13 protein-coding genes and 5 pseudogenes are annotated in these 20,924 nt (G+C 60.5%); 10 read left to right on the top strand and 8 right to left on the bottom strand.

Translation table 11 applies throughout. From position 1 onward, the window contains the following. The first annotated feature begins 852 nt into the window (after positions 1–852). Both ACG873_RS00200 and ACG873_RS00195 read left to right on the top strand, forming a co-directional pair. Entirely contained in the window at positions 853–1,695 is an 843-nt protein-coding gene (locus ACG873_RS00200; protein ID WP_394885918.1) for an oxygenase MpaB family protein, read from the top strand. Positions 1,696–2,222: 527 nt separating this feature from the next. Then, positions 2,223–4,416, top strand: a pseudogene (locus ACG873_RS00195) (adenylate/guanylate cyclase domain-containing protein). An 11-nt stretch (positions 4,417–4,427) separates the two neighbouring features. Here the strand turns inward: ACG873_RS00195 and ACG873_RS00190 are convergent. After that, entirely contained in the window at positions 4,428–4,955 is a 528-nt protein-coding gene (locus ACG873_RS00190) for a YHS domain-containing (seleno)protein (protein WP_394885917.1), read from the bottom strand. Positions 4,956–4,968: 13 nt separating this feature from the next. Beyond that, a pseudogene (locus ACG873_RS00185) lies at positions 4,969–5,558 on the bottom strand (ankyrin repeat domain-containing protein). 506 nt (positions 5,559–6,064) lie between these two features. On the opposite strand from ACG873_RS00185, the gene ACG873_RS00180 reads away from it, so the two are divergent. Beyond that, complete coding sequence (locus tag ACG873_RS00180; protein WP_394885915.1) at positions 6,065–6,931, top strand: SMP-30/gluconolactonase/LRE family protein; 867 nt, start codon at positions 6,065–6,067, stop codon at positions 6,929–6,931. A gap of 717 nt (positions 6,932–7,648) precedes the next feature. Continuing rightward, positions 7,649–9,337 (top strand): monovalent cation:proton antiporter-2 (CPA2) family protein, encoded by a 1,689-nt coding sequence (locus ACG873_RS00175; protein WP_394885914.1) that lies wholly within the window; start codon positions 7,649–7,651, stop codon positions 9,335–9,337. Between the two features lie 298 nt (positions 9,338–9,635). On the opposite strand, the gene ACG873_RS00170 is transcribed toward ACG873_RS00175, so the two are convergent. After that, a complete protein-coding gene (locus ACG873_RS00170; RefSeq protein WP_394885912.1) occupies positions 9,636–9,911 on the bottom strand; it encodes a hypothetical protein in 276 nt (91 codons plus the stop codon). Positions 9,912–10,369: 458 nt separating this feature from the next. On the opposite strand from ACG873_RS00170, the gene ACG873_RS00165 reads away from it, so the two are divergent. Next, on the top strand, positions 10,370–10,822 hold the full coding sequence (locus ACG873_RS00165; protein WP_394885910.1) for a cupin domain-containing protein: 453 nt from the start codon (positions 10,370–10,372) through the stop codon (positions 10,820–10,822). 339 nt (positions 10,823–11,161) lie between these two features. Here ACG873_RS00165 and ACG873_RS00160 read toward each other — a convergent pair whose 3' ends face one another. Continuing rightward, entirely contained in the window at positions 11,162–11,476 is a 315-nt protein-coding gene (locus tag ACG873_RS00160; RefSeq protein ID WP_394885909.1) for a hypothetical protein, read from the bottom strand. Positions 11,477–12,268: 792 nt separating this feature from the next. Here ACG873_RS00160 and ACG873_RS00155 point away from each other — a divergent pair. After that, the gene (locus tag ACG873_RS00155) at positions 12,269–12,715 is read left to right on the top strand and encodes a hypothetical protein (RefSeq protein WP_394885908.1); all 447 of its coding nucleotides are present in this window, start codon (positions 12,269–12,271) and stop codon (positions 12,713–12,715) included. A gap of 400 nt (positions 12,716–13,115) precedes the next feature. Here the strand turns inward: ACG873_RS00155 and ACG873_RS00150 are convergent. Continuing rightward, positions 13,116–13,262 (bottom strand): annotated as a pseudogene (locus tag ACG873_RS00150) (fuconate dehydratase); the annotation flags it as partial. Between the two features lie 131 nt (positions 13,263–13,393). Between ACG873_RS00150 and ACG873_RS00145 the strand changes: the two are divergent. Both ACG873_RS00145 and ACG873_RS00140 read left to right on the top strand, forming a co-directional pair. Beyond that, a complete protein-coding gene (locus tag ACG873_RS00145) occupies positions 13,394–13,780 on the top strand; it encodes a tetratricopeptide repeat protein (RefSeq protein WP_394885907.1) in 387 nt (128 codons plus the stop codon). 568 nt (positions 13,781–14,348) lie between these two features. Next, positions 14,349–14,672, top strand: a pseudogene (locus ACG873_RS00140) (ABC transporter ATP-binding protein); the annotation flags it as partial. Between the two features lie 416 nt (positions 14,673–15,088). Here ACG873_RS00140 and ACG873_RS00135 read toward each other — a convergent pair. Next, positions 15,089–15,284, bottom strand: a pseudogene (locus tag ACG873_RS00135) (hypothetical protein); the annotation flags it as partial. A 1,708-nt stretch (positions 15,285–16,992) separates the two neighbouring features. On the opposite strand from ACG873_RS00135, the gene ACG873_RS00130 reads away from it, so the two are divergent. Beyond that, complete coding sequence (locus tag ACG873_RS00130) at positions 16,993–17,214, top strand: hypothetical protein (protein WP_394885905.1); 222 nt, start codon at positions 16,993–16,995, stop codon at positions 17,212–17,214. Positions 17,215–17,460: 246 nt separating this feature from the next. Here ACG873_RS00130 and ACG873_RS00125 read toward each other — a convergent pair whose 3' ends face one another. Next, positions 17,461–18,645 carry an RHE_PE00001 family protein gene (locus ACG873_RS00125; RefSeq protein WP_394885903.1) on the bottom strand — a complete coding sequence of 395 codons (1,185 nt, stop codon included), beginning with the start codon at positions 18,643–18,645 and terminating at the stop codon, positions 17,461–17,463. Positions 18,646–18,842: 197 nt separating this feature from the next. Between ACG873_RS00125 and ACG873_RS00120 the strand changes: the two genes are divergently transcribed. Next, positions 18,843–20,027 carry a tyrosine-type recombinase/integrase gene (locus tag ACG873_RS00120; protein WP_394885901.1) on the top strand — a complete coding sequence of 395 codons (1,185 nt, stop codon included), beginning with the start codon at positions 18,843–18,845 and terminating at the stop codon, positions 20,025–20,027. Positions 20,028–20,099: 72 nt separating this feature from the next. Here the strand turns inward: ACG873_RS00120 and ACG873_RS00115 are convergent, their stop codons facing one another. Beyond that, complete coding sequence (locus ACG873_RS00115) at positions 20,100–20,903, bottom strand: transporter substrate-binding domain-containing protein (protein WP_394885900.1); 804 nt, start codon at positions 20,901–20,903, stop codon at positions 20,100–20,102. Positions 20,904–20,924 lie beyond the last annotated feature (21 nt).

The following is a 20,924-nucleotide window of genomic DNA, read 5'->3' as shown; positions in this document are numbered from 1 at the left end:
CTGCTGAGCACCAGCGGGCGACCGAGTTGGAACGGGCAATCGCCTTGCTCGATGAACATAGAGCGAAGTTGCAAACGGAGCTAGATGAAGCGTCGAGCGCTAGTTCTCGATTTGAATCCTACCGACCAATCATCGATGAAACGTACCAATGCCCCGTATGCTGGATTAAACGATCCGAACAATCACCATTGGAGCCAAGGGACAGTAGCACCGAGGACGATCAATACCGGTGCAAGGTATGCGGCCACCAAGCAACCCACGAAATATAGAAAGCGGCCAGGACGAACCGTGGCGGGCTGTCCGTCGTCAGGGAATTTGAGACAACTGGCGCTCTGATTTAGCGGAGGGCGGCGCGAAGGCTGTCAAGTTCGCCGCCATTGACCCAGGCACATTATTGACCGCGGACGACTTCTTCGTGCTCTAGACGCGGATCGGCAACGTCAGCTCAGACATCCGGGTCGAGGAAGTTGACGGTCTGGCCGATTTTTACCGCAAGCTGTAGACGGGCGGCCCTGTGGGAGCAGAGATCCCAATGAGGGTAGCGCGCGCCAGCCGCGCTGTGTAGTTCCCGGTGTGTTCGGGAACTATCATGTTGACGTCCGCGTTGGGCAGGAAACGGGAGTGAGCTACCATAATCCGCCTGTTTGTTCTCGCTGTATTGGCCTATGCCGCATACATCGTCTATCAAGCCGAACGGCAGTCGGCAGCTACGCCTCCTCCGCGAAAACGCCGCAAGTCCCGGCCTGCAACAAAGACGCCGAGTAGCGAAGGCTGATGGCCTTACTCATGCGCGCTGCACCCCCGAAAGTGGCTCCGATATTCAATCGGGCAATGGAGTCTGTGGGGACGATTATGCAGCCCCCGCCCGGCTTGGAGTTCGATTTTTCCCGTCCACGGGGCGAGCCTGCACTTGTCCGGGCGGACTCTGTCTCCTGGCGGGTCTTCAAGAATCCGGTTTCACTTTTCGTCGGCGGCGTCGCAGCCGTCATCCTCGAACTTGCCGAGCCGTCTGTCCGTTCGGGCGTGTGGGATCACAGTTCGTTCCGGAAGGATGCGGTGATGCGTCTGCGCCGCACCGGCGCGGCCGCGATGATGACCGTCTACGGACCGCGGAGCGCCGCCGAGAATATGATCCAACGCGTGGTGCGCCTCCATGACAGAATAAGCGGGGTGACACCGGACGGCACCCCCTACCATGCCAATGACGCGCGTCTTCTGGATTGGGTTCAGGCGACCGCCTGCTACGGGTTCATCGAGGCTTATAGCCGCTACGTGACGCCGCTGTCCGAAGCAGAGCGCTCACAGGCTTTCGCGGAAAGCTGGGTTTCGGCACAGCTCTACGGTGCCCTCGGCGCACCGAAATCGCTGGAGGAGTGGCAGGCGTTGCTGGCTCGCACCGGGCCGCAACTCGAGCGCTCCGAAATCATCTTCGAATTTCTGTCGATCATGCGCAGTGCGCCTATACTTCCGCGCCCGCTCCGTCCTCTTCAGCGCCTGCTGATCCGTGCCGCGATCGATCTCTTGCCAGCCGGCCTGCGCGACCAGCTGGATCTCGGCCATCTGAGGCTCTCGCCGCCACAACGCGCTGCCGTCGTCATGCTGGCGGGCATCGCTGACAGGGTACCGCTCAGGACTGCCCCTCCATCCCAGGCTTGTGTCCGGATGGGCCTTACTCCCGGGTTCCTCTATCGATAGCGCGTTCAGCTTCCCCAACGCAGTTGCCGCAGCATCGCGATCGGGCGACCTGTAGCGCTCAGCAGATCGAAACGCTGTCCGAACCGGAATTTGCAGTTCGAGGATGGCCGTCGGTTGTGCGCCATTTCGCGACATTCATGGCCCGTCTCAAAACTGGTCGTTCGCTGTACCGCCTGAATCGACCCATTGCGGAAGTTGAGATGCCACCGGCCCAACGCACGCCTGTGACCCAATCCGGTCATTCCCACCGCATTTCGGCGTCTCCAAAGCGGACGCTCAGCCAAGCTGGCGCTGATGGCCTAAGCGGACATCTTGTCGGGAGAGCATTCCGTTCAGAACTCGTGGATGGGAGGACCGGCGCGTTGCGTATACCGAGTAACCCCGCCATCCTCTAGCCATAGCTATAGCTATAGCTATAGCTAGAGCTAAAGTTAGAGCACGGTCGCGCACACTCGCGTCCGAAGCAGGACTAGAATAGGGTGAAAGGCAAAGCTGCTACGACCGACCAGGGAAGGCGCACGGCACGTATGGACCGACGGCTTACGGCAATACTTGCTGCCGACGTGGTTGGCTACAGCCGCCTCATGGGCGAGGACGAGGTAGGCACGCTCGAGGGACTGAAGAGCTGCCGTCGTGAACTGATCGACCCCGAGATCAAGAAGCACCACGGCCGCATGATCAAGCTCATGGGCGACGGCGCGCTCGTTGAGTTCGCCAGCGTCGTCGATGCCGTCCAGTGTGCTGCTGTGATCCAGCGCCGGATGGCCGACCGCAACAAGGGCACCGTCGAAGCCCGGCAAATCCGGCTTCGCATTGGCGTCAATCTCGGTGATATCATTGTTGAGGGTGACGATATCTACGGCGACGGGGTAAACATCGCCGCCCGTCTGCAGGCGATCGCAGAGCCCGGCGGAATTTGCATCTCCGGGACGGCGTTCGATCACGCGGTGCACAAAGTGGATGTCGGCTTTGCGGACCTCGGAGAGCAGCGCCTCAAGAATATCGCCGATCCGGTTCGCGCCTATCGGGTTCTGCTAGCTCCCGGACAATCGGGAAAGATTGTGGCCGCGCCGCACCGGCCGGGCTCCTGGATCATGATTTTGGCAGGAATCGCGGCGGTCCTGTTGATCGCCTTGGTTGTAGGCATCTTTGCCTGGCAGAGGCCGTCCGCGCTTCAACGACCATCCGTTGCGGTACTGCCATTTGCAAACCTGAGTGGTGATCCGAGCCAGGACTATTTTGCCGACGGCATCACCGACGACTTGATTACCGATCTTGCCAAGCTTTCAGGTCTCGATGTCATCGCCCGCAACTCGGTATTCGCCTACAAGGGAAAGCCCCCCGTCTTGGCCGATGTCGGACGCGATCTTGGCGTCCGCTTTGTGGTTGAAGGAAGTGTCCGCCGAGCCGGCGATCAAATCCGTTTGAACGCGCAGCTCATCGATATGGCAACTGGCGACAATCTGTGGGCGAGCCGGTTCGACCGCGGCATGGCCAGCGTGTTCGCCGTCCAGGACGAGATGAGCCGGGAAATCGCCAAGGCGCTCGGCGTCCAAGCTTCTGCTACGGAGAGCGAGCGGATGGCACGCCCGCCGACTTCCAATCTTGAAGCCTACGATTACTACCTGCGCGCCGAGCAGGCGGCTCGCTCCGGTGGGGGCTCAGGTCTGAGGAAAGCACTTGCGCTCTATGAAAAGGCGGAGGAAGTCGACACCGCCTTCGCTGAAGCCTTCGCGGCCGACGCACGCACGAGTGTCTATGTTTGGCGGGCTGGCTTCGATGACATCACCCAGAGTGCGCTTGCGAGAAAGAGAGCTTATGAAAAGGCAGGCAAGGCATTGGAACTCGATCCGGACCTTTCATCGCCCTATGCCCTTCTAGGCATCATGCAGGTCATCGATCGCCATTACGACGAAGCGATCGCCTCGGCGAAGCGGGCCGTTGCAATAGGCGCGGGAGACGCTGGGTCTCATATAGCCCTCGGATACGTGCAGTTGTTCGCTGGCAATCACGCCGAGGCGGCGAATGCCGTCGAGACGGCATTGAAGCTCGATCCCAATCTGCCCCCCATGGACCGGGAAATCGCTGGTCTCGTCTTTCTCCTTCAGGGCAACACCGCGAAGGCCATCGAGACTTCTCGAGCGTACCCGCGACGATGCGCCGGCGGATGGTGGTTTTCGGATTCTGCTCGCAGCGGCATACGCTCGCGCCGGCCGTTTGCAGGATGCAAAAGCGGCAATCGCCGAGGGCCTCCGCGTGACGTCGAGGTCCGAATCCCCTGCTCGGCGGCGGTCCTTAGCTGCGTGGCGACACTTTTATGCCAGTTTGCGCAACGCTGAGGATTTAGCTCTGATCATCGACGCCATGCGCCAAGCAGGCTTGCCCGAGTGGCCTTTCAACTTCACCGCCGACGAACAGAACCGGTTGAACGGCGCAGAGATCGCTTCTCTCGTCCTGGGCCATACACTGCAGGGTCAGCTCGAGCCCGATCGTCAACCTGCCATCATGCAGGTCGCACAGGATGGCACAGCGGGCTTCCGTACGATGACGCGAATGCTCACGCTAAGAGTCTACGTCGACCATGACGTCTTATGTGAGCAGAGCGAGAATTCGTTTGGACGCCCCGAGTGTGGTCCCGTCTACAAACGCAGCGATGGTCCCGGTGAGGAATATTCCTACGTCAATTCAGGTAAGGTGTTTCACTTCGTGACAGTGAATTGAGCTCGCAAGTGTCAGGGGTTATTGATCAAGTTCCAATCCGGCTCGTCGACTGCCAACTTTGCTTCGACGACCGGCCATTTAGCATCGCCCTTCGGAACAAAATCATCGGCATTGTCCGCAAAAGCGGCCGCGTTCCCTTCGTCGTAGATCAGGTAGAGCTTGCCATCGATGATCTTGAACGCTTCCGGATCGACATTGACGGTGACGGATTCGTTGTTGGCGACTTCGCCGGCGCAATACCCACCGTATTGAGGAGCGTATTTGGCAGGCTCGCTCATGAACATGTGCTGGTGTTCCTTGCTGGCGAAATGCCAAGGCGTCCCCAACCATTCGTAGGAGTACTTTTCGGAGCCCTTCACCGCCTTGCCGTCAGTGAAATAAGCAACGGTGTCGTAGCCCATGATCGCCACGCCGCCGAAATAGCCAGTGTTCACCGAGTCGTCGGCGAAAGCGGAGCCTGCACCGGCCATCAGGGTGAGCGCACACACGGCTGCCGACGCCGGATTGCGAACCAGTCTCCTCGTGATCGCTATGCTCATCTGCGTTCTCCGTTCAATCGTGGATAGCTTCGCACTTCGCAGTGTTCGCCGCTCCAAGGATATTGGCCTGGCACGTGGCGCCATGCCGTTTGAATAGTTTTATAATGTCCGTATTGCCCTTCCAGAACGCGCGCGTGGTTGGCCAGTAGCCATGTCCCTCGGGATGGTTAACATCGGCACCTTGCGCGATGAGGAATTCTGCGAGTTCAACGTGGTTTTCCTCACCCGCCACTATTAACGGGGTGACGCCAGACTTGTTGGCGGAGTCTTCGAGCACCGCCCCTTTTTCGAGCAACAGCTTGGCGATCGGGAGGCTTCCGGAAAAGGCCGCCGCGTGTAGTGGGGTGAACCCACCCGAATTGCGCGCCATGACGTCGGCGCCTTTGCTCAGCAGCAATTCCGCGATGGTGAGTTGGCCGTCGAGCGCAGCCTTGATGAGGGGGTTGCCTGATCAGGAGCTCGGTTGTCGACGTCGGCACCGCCAGCCAATGCTTGCTCGACGGCGGCCTTGTTGCCGGCGGAGATGGCGTCGAACAACGCATCGCCCGCGTCTGCCGGTGTCGAGGCGACAGCCAACGCGCAAAATGCGAATAGTACACGCATCCCTACCGATAGCACGCGCGGGGACGGTGTACAAGTTCGGCAGGGCGGTGGTCCGCGACATGGCGCTCTCGCGTTGCCCGCCATACGAGGCAGCAAAAGCAATGTCCGCTGCGGATTGCGCCACGAATGACCGGGATTATGGCCGCCGCGCCCTACCGCGCGAGCGGTTTAGTTCTCTGGCGCAACACGTTGGTTCAGATGGTGCGTAACGGAAGGCGGCTTTCCACACTTGTCTTCCTTCGCCTGTCGCGCGCCGCCCCGACTACAGCGTCACGGGATGTCCAGCGCTCTTAGTCCACAATACGACTTCCAAGGACAGTTGACGTTGGAACTGGCAAACATCTGGGGAATTATAAAGCTGACAAGGCTAGGCATAAATCGCTTGGCACATGGACTTGTCAGAGAAATTGAAGCGTCAACCGCAAGCTTTGCAAAAAACTCGCCGGGCGCAATGTCCGGTTGCTCTTTACATGAACACATCGGGCAAACAACATAGGGAGGTTATCATGAGCAAGCTGCAGTCAGTTTTATTTTCTGTCCTACTACTAGGAGTGGCAGGCTCACCTGCGTCAGCGGAGGAGGTCTGGTCGCTTGACGGCTTAAAGGCCCCCGAGAGCGTGCTCTTCGATGCCAAGCGGAACGTCTTCTACGTCTCCAACATTGTTGGCGAACCCGCCGGCAAGGATGGGGTCGGATACCTTTCGAAGGTTTCGCCGGACGGCAAGCTGCAGGCAGCCGAGTGGGTGAGCGGCTTTGATGCGCCCAAGGGATTGGTGATGCAAGGCGACACGCTTTTCGTCACCGACATCGATCGGCTAATGGCCGTCGACGTAGAGAGCGGTAAGATCACTGGAACGTGGCCTGCAGAAGGCGCTCAGTTCCTCAATGATCCTGCTGTCGACGAGGCGGGTCGTGTCTTTGCCTCCGACATGCTGACGAACAGGATTTATGTTCTGGACAAGGATGCTCTCTCAGTCTGGCTCGAGAGCGAGAACCTGCTGCACCCGAATGGTCTGCGCGTCGAAGATGGTCGCCTCCTCGTCGCCGGCTGGGGTCGCGATATCCAGCCGGATTTTTCGTCCAAGACACCCGGCCATCTGATCGCGATCGACCTGAACACGAAATCGATCTCTGACATCGGGTCTGGCGAGCCTGTTGGAAATCTGGATGGTCTAGAATCGGACGGGGCAGGGAATTGGCTCGTAACCGATTGGGTCGCAGGAGCGCTCTTTCGCATTCATCCGGATGGAAAGGTCGAGCAGCTGTTGGACCTCAATCAAGGCAGCGCCGATCTGGAATTCCTGGAAGAAAAGAAGCTAGCAATCATCCCGATGATGATGGACGGCAAGCTGGTCGCGACTAGACTGGATTGAGCAGCTTGGGAAGAGGCTTGCATAGTCCTGTCCCCAATTGGCCGCACAGGTCAGGCTTGGACTTCAACTTCTTAGGCAGAAGGTCCGAGAGGGGTCGAAAAGGCGATATTGGTGGCGGCACTCGCGAACGCCCGGAAATGGCGCGACCACTCCGGTCGGCGCATCGGGCGGACCGATGACATCTTCGCGTGGTTGCCCTTTGTTGCGGCGGCTCGGCTAGCAGAGGGAGTCCCAAGCGAAGAAGATGAACTCATCAGGATGGTCGTCGACTCGCTCTAGCTGCCGCAACGGGGCGAAAACAAGCGTCCGCTGTGGTGTCGACTCGAGCAGTTGCGCGAAGGGCTGCTTTTGAGAAGTGTCATGAATGTCGCGAAATGGCGCAACCACGACCTCCAGCGTGGTCACCGGCGATGTCTGCTTTCAGGAAGCCGCCAAGCTGATCTTTTACGGCGGACATTGAGGCGCAGAGCCGACTTTCAACAGGCGTAACGAGCGCGACGGCAAGGGTCAAAAAAGCGGCCGTTAGACATCATTCGGCCATGTCGTGCACGCGGTTGCAACGCAGTGGGACAGAGTTGGGAAGGGGACGGCCGGTTCCGGCGGTGGAAACTGCGTGATAATCGGTGGATACGTTCGATCCGTGCCGGCGACGATGTGACCGAAGGCGTGGGCCACGGCCGAACAGGAACGAAGTCTCGCCGTTGGAGCCGATGCATCATGCCCGAAAGCGTTCCTCACGATTATTCTATCCTGCGCGACGCGGTCGTCTTTCTCTTGGCTTCTATCGTGGTTGTGCCGCTGGTGCGCAGGCTCGGCATTGATGCGGTCATCGGCTACCTGATCGCTGGTCTTGTTATCGGTCCATACGGTTTTGGGCTGGTGAGCGAGGTTGAGGGAACGCATCGGCTCGCCGAGCTCGGCATTGTGTTCATGCTGTTTGCGATCGGGCTGGAGCTGTCGCTCGACCGCCTTCGCACCATGGCGAGATATGTGTTTGGACTTGGCGTGGCACAAGTTGCCGTAACGGGTGCTGCCATAGGAGCCGGAGTTCTCGCGTTCGGAGGTACGATTGGACAAGCGGCGATAATCGCCGGGGCGCTCTCGCTCTCATCGACGGCTTTCGTATTGCGCCTGCTCTCGGAACGCGGTGAGTTATCCAGTCATCTCGGACGGGTCATTCTTTCCGTTCTGCTCTTGCAGGATCTTGCGCTCGTTCCAGGCCTGGCCATTGTCACAGCGCTGGGTGAGGAGCCCGAGGAACTGGCTTGGACACTCGCCCAGGCGGGCCTCAAGGCCACCGTCGCCCTGGTCGTCCTGCTTGCCGCGGGACGCCTGCTGCTCCGTCCGCTTTATCGCGTCATCGCTGGCACGGGGAACGCGGAGCTTTTCGTTGCCGCCACCTTGCTGGTGGTGCTCGGGACGGCCTGGGGCACCGCTGAGGCCGATCTATCAATGGCCTTGGGCGCCTTTCTCGCCGGTCTCATGCTCGCCGGCACCGAGTACCGCCACCAGATCGAAGCCGATATCCGGCCGGTCAGAGGCATCCTGCTTGGCCTGTTTTTCATCTCGATCGGGATGCTGGTAGACCTGCGGGTCGTCTTGCCTCAGCTCCACTGGATCCTGTTGGCCGTGGTCGCGCTCATTGCCGTGAAGGCGCTGCTGGTTTTCGGTCTATGCCGGGCCTTCGGGTTGCCGCTGCCGCTCGCTGCAAGCGCTGGCCTGCACCTTGCCCAAGGCGGCGAGTTCGCTTTTGTGTTGTTCAGCCTCGCGATGGGCACCGCGTCGCTATCGATTGGGACTGGTCAGTTCCTGCTTGCCGTCGTCGCCGTCAGCATGGCTACAACGCCACTTCTCGGCCGGGCCGGTCGAGCGGCCCAGAGCCAGCTTGACCGCCGAGGGCTACCGGGCAAACCTCAGTTGCAGGCAGAGATCGAAGCTGACTCGGGCCATGTTGTCATCGCCGGGTTTGGGCGGGTCGGCCAGATGGTCGGCAAATTGCTCGACGAGCGCGGATACCGGTGGGTTGCAGTCGACCTCGACGCCAAAAACGTGGAGCAGTCCCGGAAAGAACGCCTGCCGGTCTTTTATGGCGACGCTTCGCAGGAGGAAATGGTTGCCGCAGCCAAAATCGATAGCGCGAAGGCCATGGTGATCACGCTGGACGACCCTAAGGCCGCCAAGTCGGTTCTTATGGCGCTGAGACGTAAACTGCCGGACCTCCCGGTCATTGTCCGGGCGCGTCACCATGTGCATGTTCAAGACCTGCTGCAGAAAGGCGCGACAACTGTAATGCCTGAAGCAACGGAATCCAGCCTGCTCCTGGGGGCAGCTGTCCTTAAAGCGCTGGGGGACAGCAAAACGGATGTCGATGCGGCAGTTGGGACCGTCCGCCGCGCAATTGAATGAGAAACTGTGGCAGTCCATCGCGAACCGACCAAGTGATCTGGTCGTTTCAGCTTCACCAAGCTTGCACCAGCCGCTCTGGCATTCAGGCGCGTGCCGAGCCGTATTGCTCCCGAACGGGCATCCGGAGGCCAATCGCGGCAACAGGAAGGTTCCTGGCGAACACCTTACCACGGAGATCATGACAGCCGCCTTCCTGCAGCAGATGGTTGCGCGCGGCGTGCGCTTTCCACCCACAAATGAAGTCGCTAGTCGTCGTGGGGACCGAACACGTCTCGCACTCGGCGGTGTGGACCGCGCGTCATGCGGGCTTTGTTGCTGGGGACCAAGCTCGGCGCAGCTGAATTCGTGGCGTCCAGATCGAGCGCAAAGTAGCCGTCTTGCCTGCTTTATTTTGATGTCCGCCTTCAGGGTGCAGCTTGAGCCTGCGCACCGACCAATATGGGGCGCGCTGCAGACCGGCAGCTTCTTGCCGTCGACCACCAAACTGGCCATTTTCTGCGATCTCGAACGCATTCCACCGGAGCGCCAAGGCGAAGGCTAAAGACGCGGCGATTGATAAGCGTTTGGCGGCCATCGGAATCACTCCGGTCAGGGTGCTTGGCCATAGTTCCGCGAGCCGAGACCAAAGGGCTGGGCAATGCGCTTGCGAGCCGGTCATCGTCGGCGCTGATCGTGACCCATCCCCTCCGGGCGAAAGCGCAAGAAATCAACCGCTTCACTCCATGCTAGGCTTGGTCAACTTTCGATGCTGAATCACATTCTGAATACGCCACACAGGCGAGGCACGTCCGCGTTTGTGCGGTCAGTACCAGTATGATCGCCGCAGGGTTCGCATCGCGGCACGTGCGCCATAGCGGCAAAAAGCCCTTGAAAAAGATTGTTGTTTCGCTCGGAGATGCACCTGCCAACATTGGCACAGGCGTTAGCTCGTCAATTGGATAGAATAACGGGCGAACAGGATTAGTCTTGTCCGTGGGCAGCTATGCCTCCGCAAGAGAGACGCCTGCGGACAACCGCATCGGGAGAAAGACCATGAGCGCAGCGCTCGACAAAGGCATTACCCGCGAAGGCACGGGGTTCAACGGCAAGACCTGGAACATCCTCGGCCAGGTCTATTTCCCGAAGGCGGCGTGCGAGAGCACTTTTGCCTTCGAGACAAACAGCGAGCCGGGCCAGTTCGTCCCGGTCCACATCCACCCGACGCAGGACGAGATCATTCTCGTGCAGGAAGGGGAACTGGACCTCAAGCTCGACGGGCAGTGGGTGAAGGCCAAAGCCGGCGATCTCGTACGCATGCCGCGGGGCATCCCCCACGGCTATTTCAACAAGTCCGACAAGCCGACTCGCGCGCTCTTCTTGGTTTCGCCAGCGCGCATGCTAGAGGAACTGTTCGGCAAGCTGGACAATCTTTCCGATCCGGCGGAAGTGGTGAAAGTCTCCGCGGAGCACGAGGTCGACTTCCTGCCGCCGGAAGCCAACGACTAACTGGCAGCTTTCGGCAACTGGCCGCCTGGACGGCTTTGACAGATACGCCTCTCGGTGGGTCTGGTGGCAAACCCTTGTGTCGCTTGGCAGTTAATCATGAGAACGCAGAGTCAATGATTTCAGAGGCTTAGCTTTGCATCTAATTTTGAGAATGTGTACTTTATTTGAGAATTCGAGGCGACGTATTGCACTTAATTTGAGAATGGAGCGATCGAGAATCGGCGGAGCCGTTTCTGCTGTGGCTCGGCCACAGCGCCGAACGAATGCCCAAATCGCGCGGCCTGAGGGTTAATACCTTAGCAGTTAATTTGAGAATCCCGGCCTTCGGCATTCTCACTTTCAGGCGTCGATATCGACTGGCTTCACCGTAATCTCCCAGTTTTCGCCGGCTGCAACGATACAGCTTCTGCCGGCGACGTCAGTGACAATGACCGTCCAGCTTCCAGTCGCGCCGACATAGACTTCCATGATCTCCGTCTGGCCGATCAGCCCAAAAGCAAACTGTCTTTCCTGGAATTCATCGCCCAGCCAGGCGACAATGTCGCGATGGGAGGCGCAGAGTTGGTACTGGGCGCTCGCGGCATTCACGCCCGCCGCAATTACGGCGGCGAGGATCAGCGCTTTGGCCCATCCAGACAGCGATTTACGTGCCATGAGGCACCTCCTTTGCCATCACGACCGGCAAAAGGAGGCATATGCGGCGACCTCAATCCACCGGAACGATCCAGGCCGGTTTCGACGTCTTCATCGCGTCGTCCTTTCCAATTTTCCGGTCTGTCTTCGTCGGGAACACTTATCCTGTTCCCATTATGTTCTTAGATGGTGAGGTTTGGCAGGAAAACAAGTCCACTGGAGGGCATCGCGTTGAAAGTCCGGTAAACGACGCCAAGCGGAAAACTTAATAAAAGCGGGTGATTAGCGGGGCACCATAACCCCTGATGGTCTCCGGATCTCCGGATCGGACCAGCCGGCGCTTCAAAAACGTCAAAAAGAGTGGCCCGTTCGGTGTTCGTTCGGCTTTATCGTTGCTGAGTACTCTCAACGCGATGCCCTCAGGTAGCGAACTGCTGTGCGGCAAACCCCTGTTTTCCGACAGGCCGCAATAGGGTTGGAGTTGTGAAATTCAGCGGTGAAGCGCGGAGCTCAAAGACAAAGTGAGGTCAGTCCTAAAATCGGCGCGGGAAGATCCTAGGAAGGGTCGAACGCTGCGGTTCGTCCCAGCATCGAAAGGAGCAACAAGCGCCATTTCTGACATTCCCAGCGCTTCTCCGAAGGCCTCGATGGCGCGGTAGGTCTCCGAGATGATCTCGCGGCGGGTCGAAGGACAGCGGCAAACGTACGTGCTCCGCTTACGCAACGTAGGCCGATTGCGCGCGTTCTACAGATTGGGAGGAGCCATGGCCGATCTCACCGCCGGCCTCGTGCGGCGACAAAAGCGGAGGCAGTATGTCTAGGTTCAAAGAAGCCCTTGAGCGCGGAAAGGAAGCTCGCCGTCGGCAGGTGGAACACGCCCGCAATGCGAAGACGGAGCGAGTTGCCCCTATGGCGGACTTCGACGCGCAAGCCAGGGCCTGGCTGAACGACGTCGTGGTTGCGTCATTGGACGCGGCCAAGGCTGACGTGGCGGGCGAGGTGACCGTCGACATAGACACCGCGCCACGCCGTCGGGTCAAAGCGTCAACCCCGTCTATTCGGTTCCAAATCTACAGGAAGCGAGGATCAGAGAAGAAGGTCAGAAGAACGTTCACGGTCAGCGTTCAGGTAAGTGGCGAGGTGTCAGTCTCTGCGCGCGGGATCGTGGCGAAAGAAGTAGGAAACATAGGGGATAGGTCTGACGAGCGGTTCCGTAACTTTGTAGCCGAACTGATCGAGGACGCCGCCCAGGGCACTTAGCCAGCAACCTATCGAGGGCAGCTCATTCGACGCGAGCAGCGGATAGTCGGGGCCTTCTGCCCCGGAACAAGCCCGTCCTGGCAGCGATTACGCGCGCCGCCGAGCGCAACCATGCTGTATCGACAGAAGCCCAGGCGGAGATTGCGGAGGCGATCAGCCGGGTGGCGAAGGTCGCCGCGAAGGCGGCCAATAAATCGGAAGCAGTCGACGGCTTGCGCGATCTCGATACCGCCTTGCAGGGCATTGATCAATCGAAGGTCCCGCAAGGCAGTGCCGCGGGTGCTATGGGCGCGAGTTCGGCTGAGGGCGAGCGAACTCCCGCTACCGGCTGCTTCCCCGGCTGGTCAGTCTGCAAAGACTGTTGCGGAGAAGGAGAGCAGCCAATTTGCGCAAGCTCGATTCACCGATACCGGTATTCGGCGATCGATTCCGGCTTCATCTCGATCGAGAACCCCGGCAGCTTCGGCGGCATGTAGGCGGCATTCTCGATCAGGCACGGCTCCAGGAAATGCTCGTGCAGGTGGTCGACATACTCGATCACCCTGCCGACCCCAAGCTTTTTGAAGCGCATTTTTTCCAGGCGCGATGCTGTAGGCTGCGTGGGCATCTGAAGAAGCAGTCTCGCTTTTTGAAAAGGCGGCCGAACTGCGCCCCGACGATTTCCGCTCGATCGGTCTTTTGGCGGAGGAGAACAGGATTCTCGGCCACGCGGATGCGTTCCGTTCCGCGGCGGCGCGCTGCCTTCGATGCGTGGAGCAGCAGGTCAAGGACCACCCGGACAATGCCGGCGCCTGGGCCTTCGGCAGCAACGTTCTGGCGATGCTGGGCGAGGCCGAACGCGGAGAGGAATGGGCCGAACGCGCCGTCATCATCGTGCCGGACGATCATCTGGTTCACTACATGTCAGCCGCACGCACGCCGTTCTCGGCCGTCACGACCGAGCGCTCGAATGGCTGGAGCGTTCGCTCTCGGCCTTGCCGGCGTTCCGGTTCCGGCTGCTGGCATGGCTTAAAGCCGATCCAGGCTTCGATACGTTGCGTGGAAATGCGAGATTTTGCGACATAATGCATCGAGCGGAGTTGACGTAAGGCACAACCCCCGGAGCTGCTATCTTACGATATATCCTGCAAGGTTTCTCGTGCTTTGCGTCTGCTGAGCGAACCAAGCGGCATCCCTCCCAGTTCCGGACCGGCGGTTCGGGCGCTTCCCGCATCGCTAGTCTTTTCGTCCACGAATACATGGTTTGGCGCATCGACGGAGCCGTCGAGCGGCCGAGCAAGGGCGGGCTGCTTGAGAGCACCAATTTCCCTGAAGATTCGTCAGTCGGCGTGACAGGCGTCGACGGGTCGCGTGTGGTTCTGGGGTCAGAAAGACTCGTTTTCAGCAAGGGCCGGAACCAACGGGAGCGAGGACGGCGAACGCACGGCCGCGATTTTCGACCCGGGCGGGTATGGCAACCGGGGCCTGGCCTATTTTCAGGTGAAAAATTCGACCGCGCCATTGCGGACCTCAGCTAGGCCATCCGGCGCTACAAGGAAGCCCGCGACCAAGTCCTGTCCCGCACCGCGGGCGCAAAGTCTGCCTTCGAGCAGATCGAATTCCATGTTGCCGACGCATTCGCATTTAGAGGCCTCGCCTAGGCATCGCCCGTGCCCTTGCCGTACAACCCGAAATACTGCTTCTTGATGAGCCTCTGGGCGCCCTCGACGCCATGACCAAGATGACCATGCAAGAGGAACTGGCCCGCATCTGGAGCGAGGAGGATGTGACCATGGTCATGGTCACGCACGATCTGGAAGAGGCGATCTATCTGGCCGACCGGGTGCTCGTGCTCCCCAAGGAGAAGGGCTGCGCGGCACGCACGATTGAGGTCGGTCTCCCTCGCCCCCGCGATCGCAGCGAGAGCCGATTTGTTCGACATCGCGAAGAACTCCTGCGCGAGTTTGGCTTACACTGACAAGGCAAGTACCAGTGTCATCCAACGCCTTGGATAAGATGCCAAAAACGTGTTGGCCAGGAAGTTTCAGGTTAACGACAGATAGGATTTGAGGGACCCCGCAGGTGGGGCAGGGTTTCGGTCTAAAATAAACATCCACTTTCAGGCCGCGACCTGTCCCTTAGATGACGGTTTCGGGTTAACAATGCTGGCTGCAGCGAAGGTCCGGTTTCGAGAAGAAAATCAGGTCAGGAAGGTCCGGATAGGGTCACAGTTTGCCGTAGGGCTGCGTCGAATGAACGGCAGCAAAGGTTCGATCTTTCGCGTTGGCCCACACACACACACACGAGATAGAGGCGGGCCTGCGGCATGGCCACGTCAGCGTCGCAGTTCCGGCGAGCAGCGTCACTGATTTGGTGACGCTCTGATCCGCTTGATGGGATGCCGAGCTTGCGAGCCTTGTCGACGAGGTTTTCGGTAATGCCAGTGCCGGGGAAGGCGATAACGCCTTTCGGCATCGTCTCGAGAAGCGCGTCGTTGCGCTTGAAAGGGGCAGCCTTGCGGTGCGCCTTCCAGTCCGGCCTGAAGGACGACCTAGGTCACGCCACGGTTGTCGGCCCACTTGGCGGCGATCGGCCATCGCGCAAGCAATTGCGATCGGCCCTTGTCTCCCGGCCGCATTCCTCGCGGCCGAACTCTCATCATCGAATCGACCAGCGGAAACGCGCCGGCTGCGGAAGATTTCAGACCGTTCTGCCGCTGACAAGCGCGGCCGTGGCAGCACTTCGCCGTGCTGGCGGGTTCGGCTACCGGCGAAGGTCACAACGGCCGCTGGCCGCCGCCTCTGGAGGAAACACGATGGAATTGCTCGCGCTCTTGATCGTCGCTCACGCCGTCGCGGATTATCCGCTTCAGGGTGACCTTCTGTCGAAGGCGAAGAGCCGGGCAAATCCACTGCCGGGCGTGCCGTGGTATCATGGGCTTTTTCGCTCAGGAGGCAATCCACGGCGGAGCCGTCGGCCTCATCACCGGAAGCTCGGCGCTCGGCGTCGCCGAATTCGTCGCTCACGCCATGATCGATGACATGAAGTGCATGGGAAGATCCGCTACACACCGATCAAGCGCTACACCCTGGCTTGCTGGGCCGCATGGGGCGGCGGCTGTCGTTTGGTGATATGTCCCGCTCGAATGGGCTCTTGGATTGGGGTTCGGGAGCGCCTAAATCGGTCTTTCGGACGATATCTAGGGCCACGCGTTAACGATCCAGATCGCCACAAAGCCTGCTATGAGTATTCCGGCAATTAAATAATACATGGTCCTTAGTTAGAGCGCTGCACATACAACCGCAAGATGTGGGGCGGCCGCCGGTTGCGGGTGTCTGGTTTCGGACGGAATTTTGGAATGGACGCGTGTTAAGAGGCATTTTTATGTTTGGGCCGCCTAATATGAGGCACCTTAAAGGCCCGCCGACAGCGCCTCGTTTGGCCGGGCCTTTTCTTTTTGGTAGCGGGAAGACAGGCCGCCTAGCAGGGGGCGCTAGGCGGCCCGGCCCATATCGTCTCTGGGGGTGGAGTGAGATAACGGGCTGCAATAACCAAATGTATCAGATTGAAACATCTGACGCGACGTTGAGCAGGTTGTAATTGGAGACGGGAGCCCCGCTGGCCGTCCAAATCTTGTAGTGCTGCTGCATGTACTCGACGCTCCAGCGGTTCCAATCAGAGCGCTCGGCACGATCGATCGTCGCCTTCCAAAGACTGTCGATTTCGTGCGCGTCATTCGGCAATTGGGCCGGTGCGGTCAGTTGTCCTTCTTGCTTCCCGCGCCGACCGAAGCGGATTCCCTGCCGGTCGGCCGCAAGCTCAAATAAACATCAAAACTTTGAGATCGAAAAGCCTGTGTCTCTCCGAGCGGGCTTTTTGCGTTTCAGGGCTGGGAGTAGGGGAATGCGAAGCAGCGGCCACCACGATCGAAGTTTGTCGATGACCCGCTCTGGTTCCTGAAGCAGGGTAATGAGGAGACCCGCCCCGCAAACCGCGACGAATGCGAATGGCGTGGCCAGGTACAAGGTGTCGACCAGATCGACCATATTTCGCAACCCGCTCCCCGTTGCTTCCAATCTCATGTCAGATCGGGTCCTCGCGCAAGACCTGTCGTCGTGGGCAAGTCATCGGCCACTACCAGACGCTGGGCGGCCACGTCCGATCGGTTCTCAATCCGAAGGCGACGCTCTATGTGCACGGCTACGGGCATGCGCGCGCCCGTCCGGGCGGAGAATACATCGGATCGAAACTCGAGGTGCTCGGCTTCGATGTGACGAGTAGCCTCGCCACGCAAGATCGTGGCGGCGATGGTGGACCGGTTCAACGTTAGACTCAAGTCGTTCGCGGCTGTGCAGTACGCAGTACACACCGACTACAAGATCGTCTATGTCAATCTGCGCCCGGCCCTGACGGCGACGACGGATTGGAATTACGACGAGATACACCCGAGCGACGCCGGCGCGGCGAAGGCGGCGGCCATCATCTCTGAGAAGATCGCAGCGAATACACCGAGCGCGTGAGCCTCACAACGATGTCCGTGATAACGCCTCGAGCATATTTCCAGGATGAAATATCTCGAGCCGTTCTTGGGCGCCTTCCCTTGTTCCATCACCTCGTGCAGGAATTTTGCGCCAAGCTCCGCATCCTCAGTGTCTGGAATAAAATCTGGAAGGGGCCAAATCATCTCGCCCTACATATGGTGAAGCGTCTTCAGACGCTCTGACGGATGGCAATCCATCACGGCATTCCGCGAGTGACGACTTTCGTCACACAACTCCCCACGCCCTGTAGCGCCCGCGGCCGGTCACCTCGCGGATGCCGAGCGCGGCGACGAGGCCGAGCGCGGCGCGCTGGCTGATTTTCAGCTCCTTAGCGATCAAGCCCGCCGACACCACTGGCCGCGCCAGAACCAGTTCGATCAGCGCCGGCAGGCTCGAGCTCTTGCGCCGGTGCCTCAGCCGGCGTTCCAGCTGGCTTTTGGCCAGCGCCAGCCGGTCAAGTTCCTTCAGTCCCACCGATGCCGCCTCTGCAAAGGCATCAAGCACGGCCAGCAGCCGGGTGGTTTTTCCCTGCGCGCGCCGCCGGTCCCGCGGCACGACGCGCAGGCCGACGTTGAGGCAAAACAGATGCGAGCCGACCTTGCGGCGCTGCCTGAGCAGGCCGGCAACCAGCAGCGTGCCGAGCCAATGCTGGTGCTGCAGCGGTTCAATGTCCTGCCACGCCTCCCAGGCGATCGCCGCGGCCAATGCCGCCGGCATGTCTTTCACCTGGTCGACGATGGCGAGCCAGTCGGCCAGCCGCTGGTCCTCGTCCCAGTCGAGGTCGCGGATCAGCGGCCCGAGGCCGTCGAAGGAAGCCATCTCCGGGGCTTTTGCCCCCTGCCCTTCTGCGTCGACATCCGGGCCGCTTGCGGCGCGCGGGGCCAAATCTTCGCCGGCGAGCAGCCGGCTGGAACGGGCCAGCAGCGCGTCGATCTCGGCCAGCTCGTCGGCAAGAACGTCCTCCTGGCCCGCGCCTCCAGCAAAGTTGTCGTCGGCGTCCCCGGCGGCCGCCGCATCGGATCCGGAGCCGGCCCGCCCTGCGCTCGCCGCGTTGCCGTCCTGCCCTTCGCGGCCGCGCAGCGCCAACAGGCCGGGGCGCGACAGCGCCCAGTCGGGTTTTTGGCCAAAAATCCGCCGGCGGGCGCGCAGCACGGCGTGCGCCCGGGTGAGCTCGTGGGTCGGGGCGCGGATGTCCATATGGGCGTCGTGCAGGACGAGGTCTTCGCTGTGGACGAGCTCGCCGTCGAGCCACAGCGCGGCGGCCGCATCGGCGAAGTGGCAGCGTGCGACAAAGCCGTCGCGCACCGGGCTTTTGGCCACCCGCTCGTCGAGGCGCGCCAACAGGTCTCCGGCGCGGGCGAGCGGCCCGATCAGGGTGTTCAGGGGCAAATCGGCGAGTCGGTAAGCCATTGATTCCTTTGTAGCCGATTCGCGCAACCGAAGCTATCCGGCCTCTGGCTTCCGCCACCGGGGATTTCTTCCGGGAGGAACATCACTAATGATAATTAGCTCTTATCGATAGTGATTGTTATCAGGCCGCAAAGGCCCTAGAGTCGGCGCCAAACACGGCCGCAACGCCGCAGAATCCCGCCGCCGAGAGCAAAACCATGGCCAAATCACGCGCTGCTTCCTCATCCAGGCCAGAGCCCCAGGCTTTGGTGGTCCGGCGCGCCGAAGCCCTCGACGCGCTGGAGTCCGTGCTGCCCTTCGACCGCCGCGATTTCCTCGCCGGACTGTTGACCGACGACGACGTCGCGACGCTGCGCCATCTGGCCAAAGAGGGCATCGGCGAAAACTCGCTCAGAGCTCTTGCCTCCGACCTCGGCTATCTCGAGGCCTGGTCGCTGGCCGCCACCGGTTCTCCGCTCCCCTGGCCGGCGCCGGAGGCGTTTTTGATCAAATTCGTCGCCCATCACCTCTGGGATTCTTTTCGGCGCGCAACCGATCCGGCGCACGGCATGCCCGAAGAGGTCATGGCCGCGCTGAAGGCGCAAGGGCTTTTGCGCAGCGACGGTCCACACGCGCCGGCCACCGTGCGGCGGCGGCTGTCGAGCTGGTCGACCCTGACCAAATGGCGCGGTCTGAGGGGCAAATTCAACGCGCCGGGGCTGCAGAGCGCGCTCAAACTGGCGGTGCGCGCCAGCGCCCGTCCGCGCGGCCGCAAGAGCAGAAAGGCGGTGACCGCCGATATTCTGGCCGCCCTGCTCAAGGCCTGCGCCGGAGAAAAGCTCGTCGACGCGCGCGATCGCGCCCTGCTGATCACCGCCTTTGCCTCCGGCGGCCGCCGCCGCAGCGAAATTTCTGCTCTGCGGGTCGAGCAGCTGGTCGACGACGATCCAGTACCGGTCGATCCGAAGGACCCGGACGGCCCAAAGCTGCCCTGCCTAAAAATCCGGCTCGGCCGGACCAAGACGACGCAGGCCGACAGCGACGCCTTCGTGCTCTTGGTCGGCCGGCCGGTGCTGGTCCTAAAAGACTGGCTCGCGCGCGCCGCGATCAGCGACGGCGCCGTGTTCCGCGGCATCGACCGCTGGGGCAATCTGGAACGGCGCGCCCTGACGCCACAGGCCGTCAACCTGATCCTCAAGCGGCGCATCGCCGCGGCCGGGTTGGATCCTGCGGCGTTTTCGGCGCACGGCCTGCGTTCCGGCTATCTCACCGAAACCGCGCGCCGCGGCATTCCGCTGCCCGAAGCCATGCAGCAGTCGCAGCACCGCTCGGTGCAGCAGGCGTCAAACTACTACAACGACGCCGAGCGAACGCTTGGGCGGGCGGCGCGGCTGATCGTCTGACCGGCCGTAACAGCCCGACCGCGCCTTTCGATCGCGACGCCAGTCGCCAGAAACTTTCCACCACGATGGGCGCTACTTGACGTGAGCGTCGTAGATGCGGTCAAACTCACCCGTCGCCTTGGCGAGATGAACCCACTGGTCGACATACGCCTTGAAGATGACGTCACCCTCAGGAAGTATGTAGCCCATTTCACCATATTGGAGCGGCTTCTCGGGATTGATCGCGCAAAGACCAGGGTGGAGTTTCTCCTGCAGCTCGGTTTCTACCGATTCGGCGATCATAATGTCGGCTTTGCCATCGAGAATTTGCTGGAAAATCGTGACATTGTCCGGGTAGATCTCGATTTTAGCGTCGCTGAGTTTCTCGCGCACGAATTTCTCATTGGTCCCGCCGGGGTTAACAATCACCGTCACATCCGGCTTGTCGATGTCGGCAATGGTTTGGAACTTCGCCTCGTCCTCACAGCGCGCAATCGGCGCCTTGCCGTTGACGAGATAGGGATCGCTGAAGAACACCTGCTTCTGACGTTCCAGGGTCACCGATATGCCGCCCATCGCGATGTCACAGTTGCCGGCGGTAAAATCGGGCAGCAACGACTTCCATGTCGTCGCCACGAATTCCGCCTCGACCCCTAGTGAACTCGCCAGAGATTTTGCCAGGTCGATATCGATGCCCTGGTAACTGTTCGCGGTTTTGTCATGAAAGGTGAAGGGCTTGTAGTCGCCGGTCGTACAAACGCGCAGCTTGCCGTTCTTAACAATCGCATCAAGCTGGTTTTCTGCGTTCCTGCTCTGCGCAGTCGCCGGAGGGGCCGATAATGCCACGACGAGGGCGGCGGCGACCGCCACGACAAGCGGCGAGGCAAGAGCTTTCATGGATTTGATCTCCGTTGGATA

Source organism: Allomesorhizobium aridi (assembly GCF_043769475.1).
Taxonomy (GTDB): Bacteria; Pseudomonadota; Alphaproteobacteria; order Rhizobiales; family Rhizobiaceae; genus Allomesorhizobium.
The sequence above is the reverse complement of the archived record's forward strand: the minus strand, read 5'-3'. Positions and strand labels throughout refer to the sequence as shown.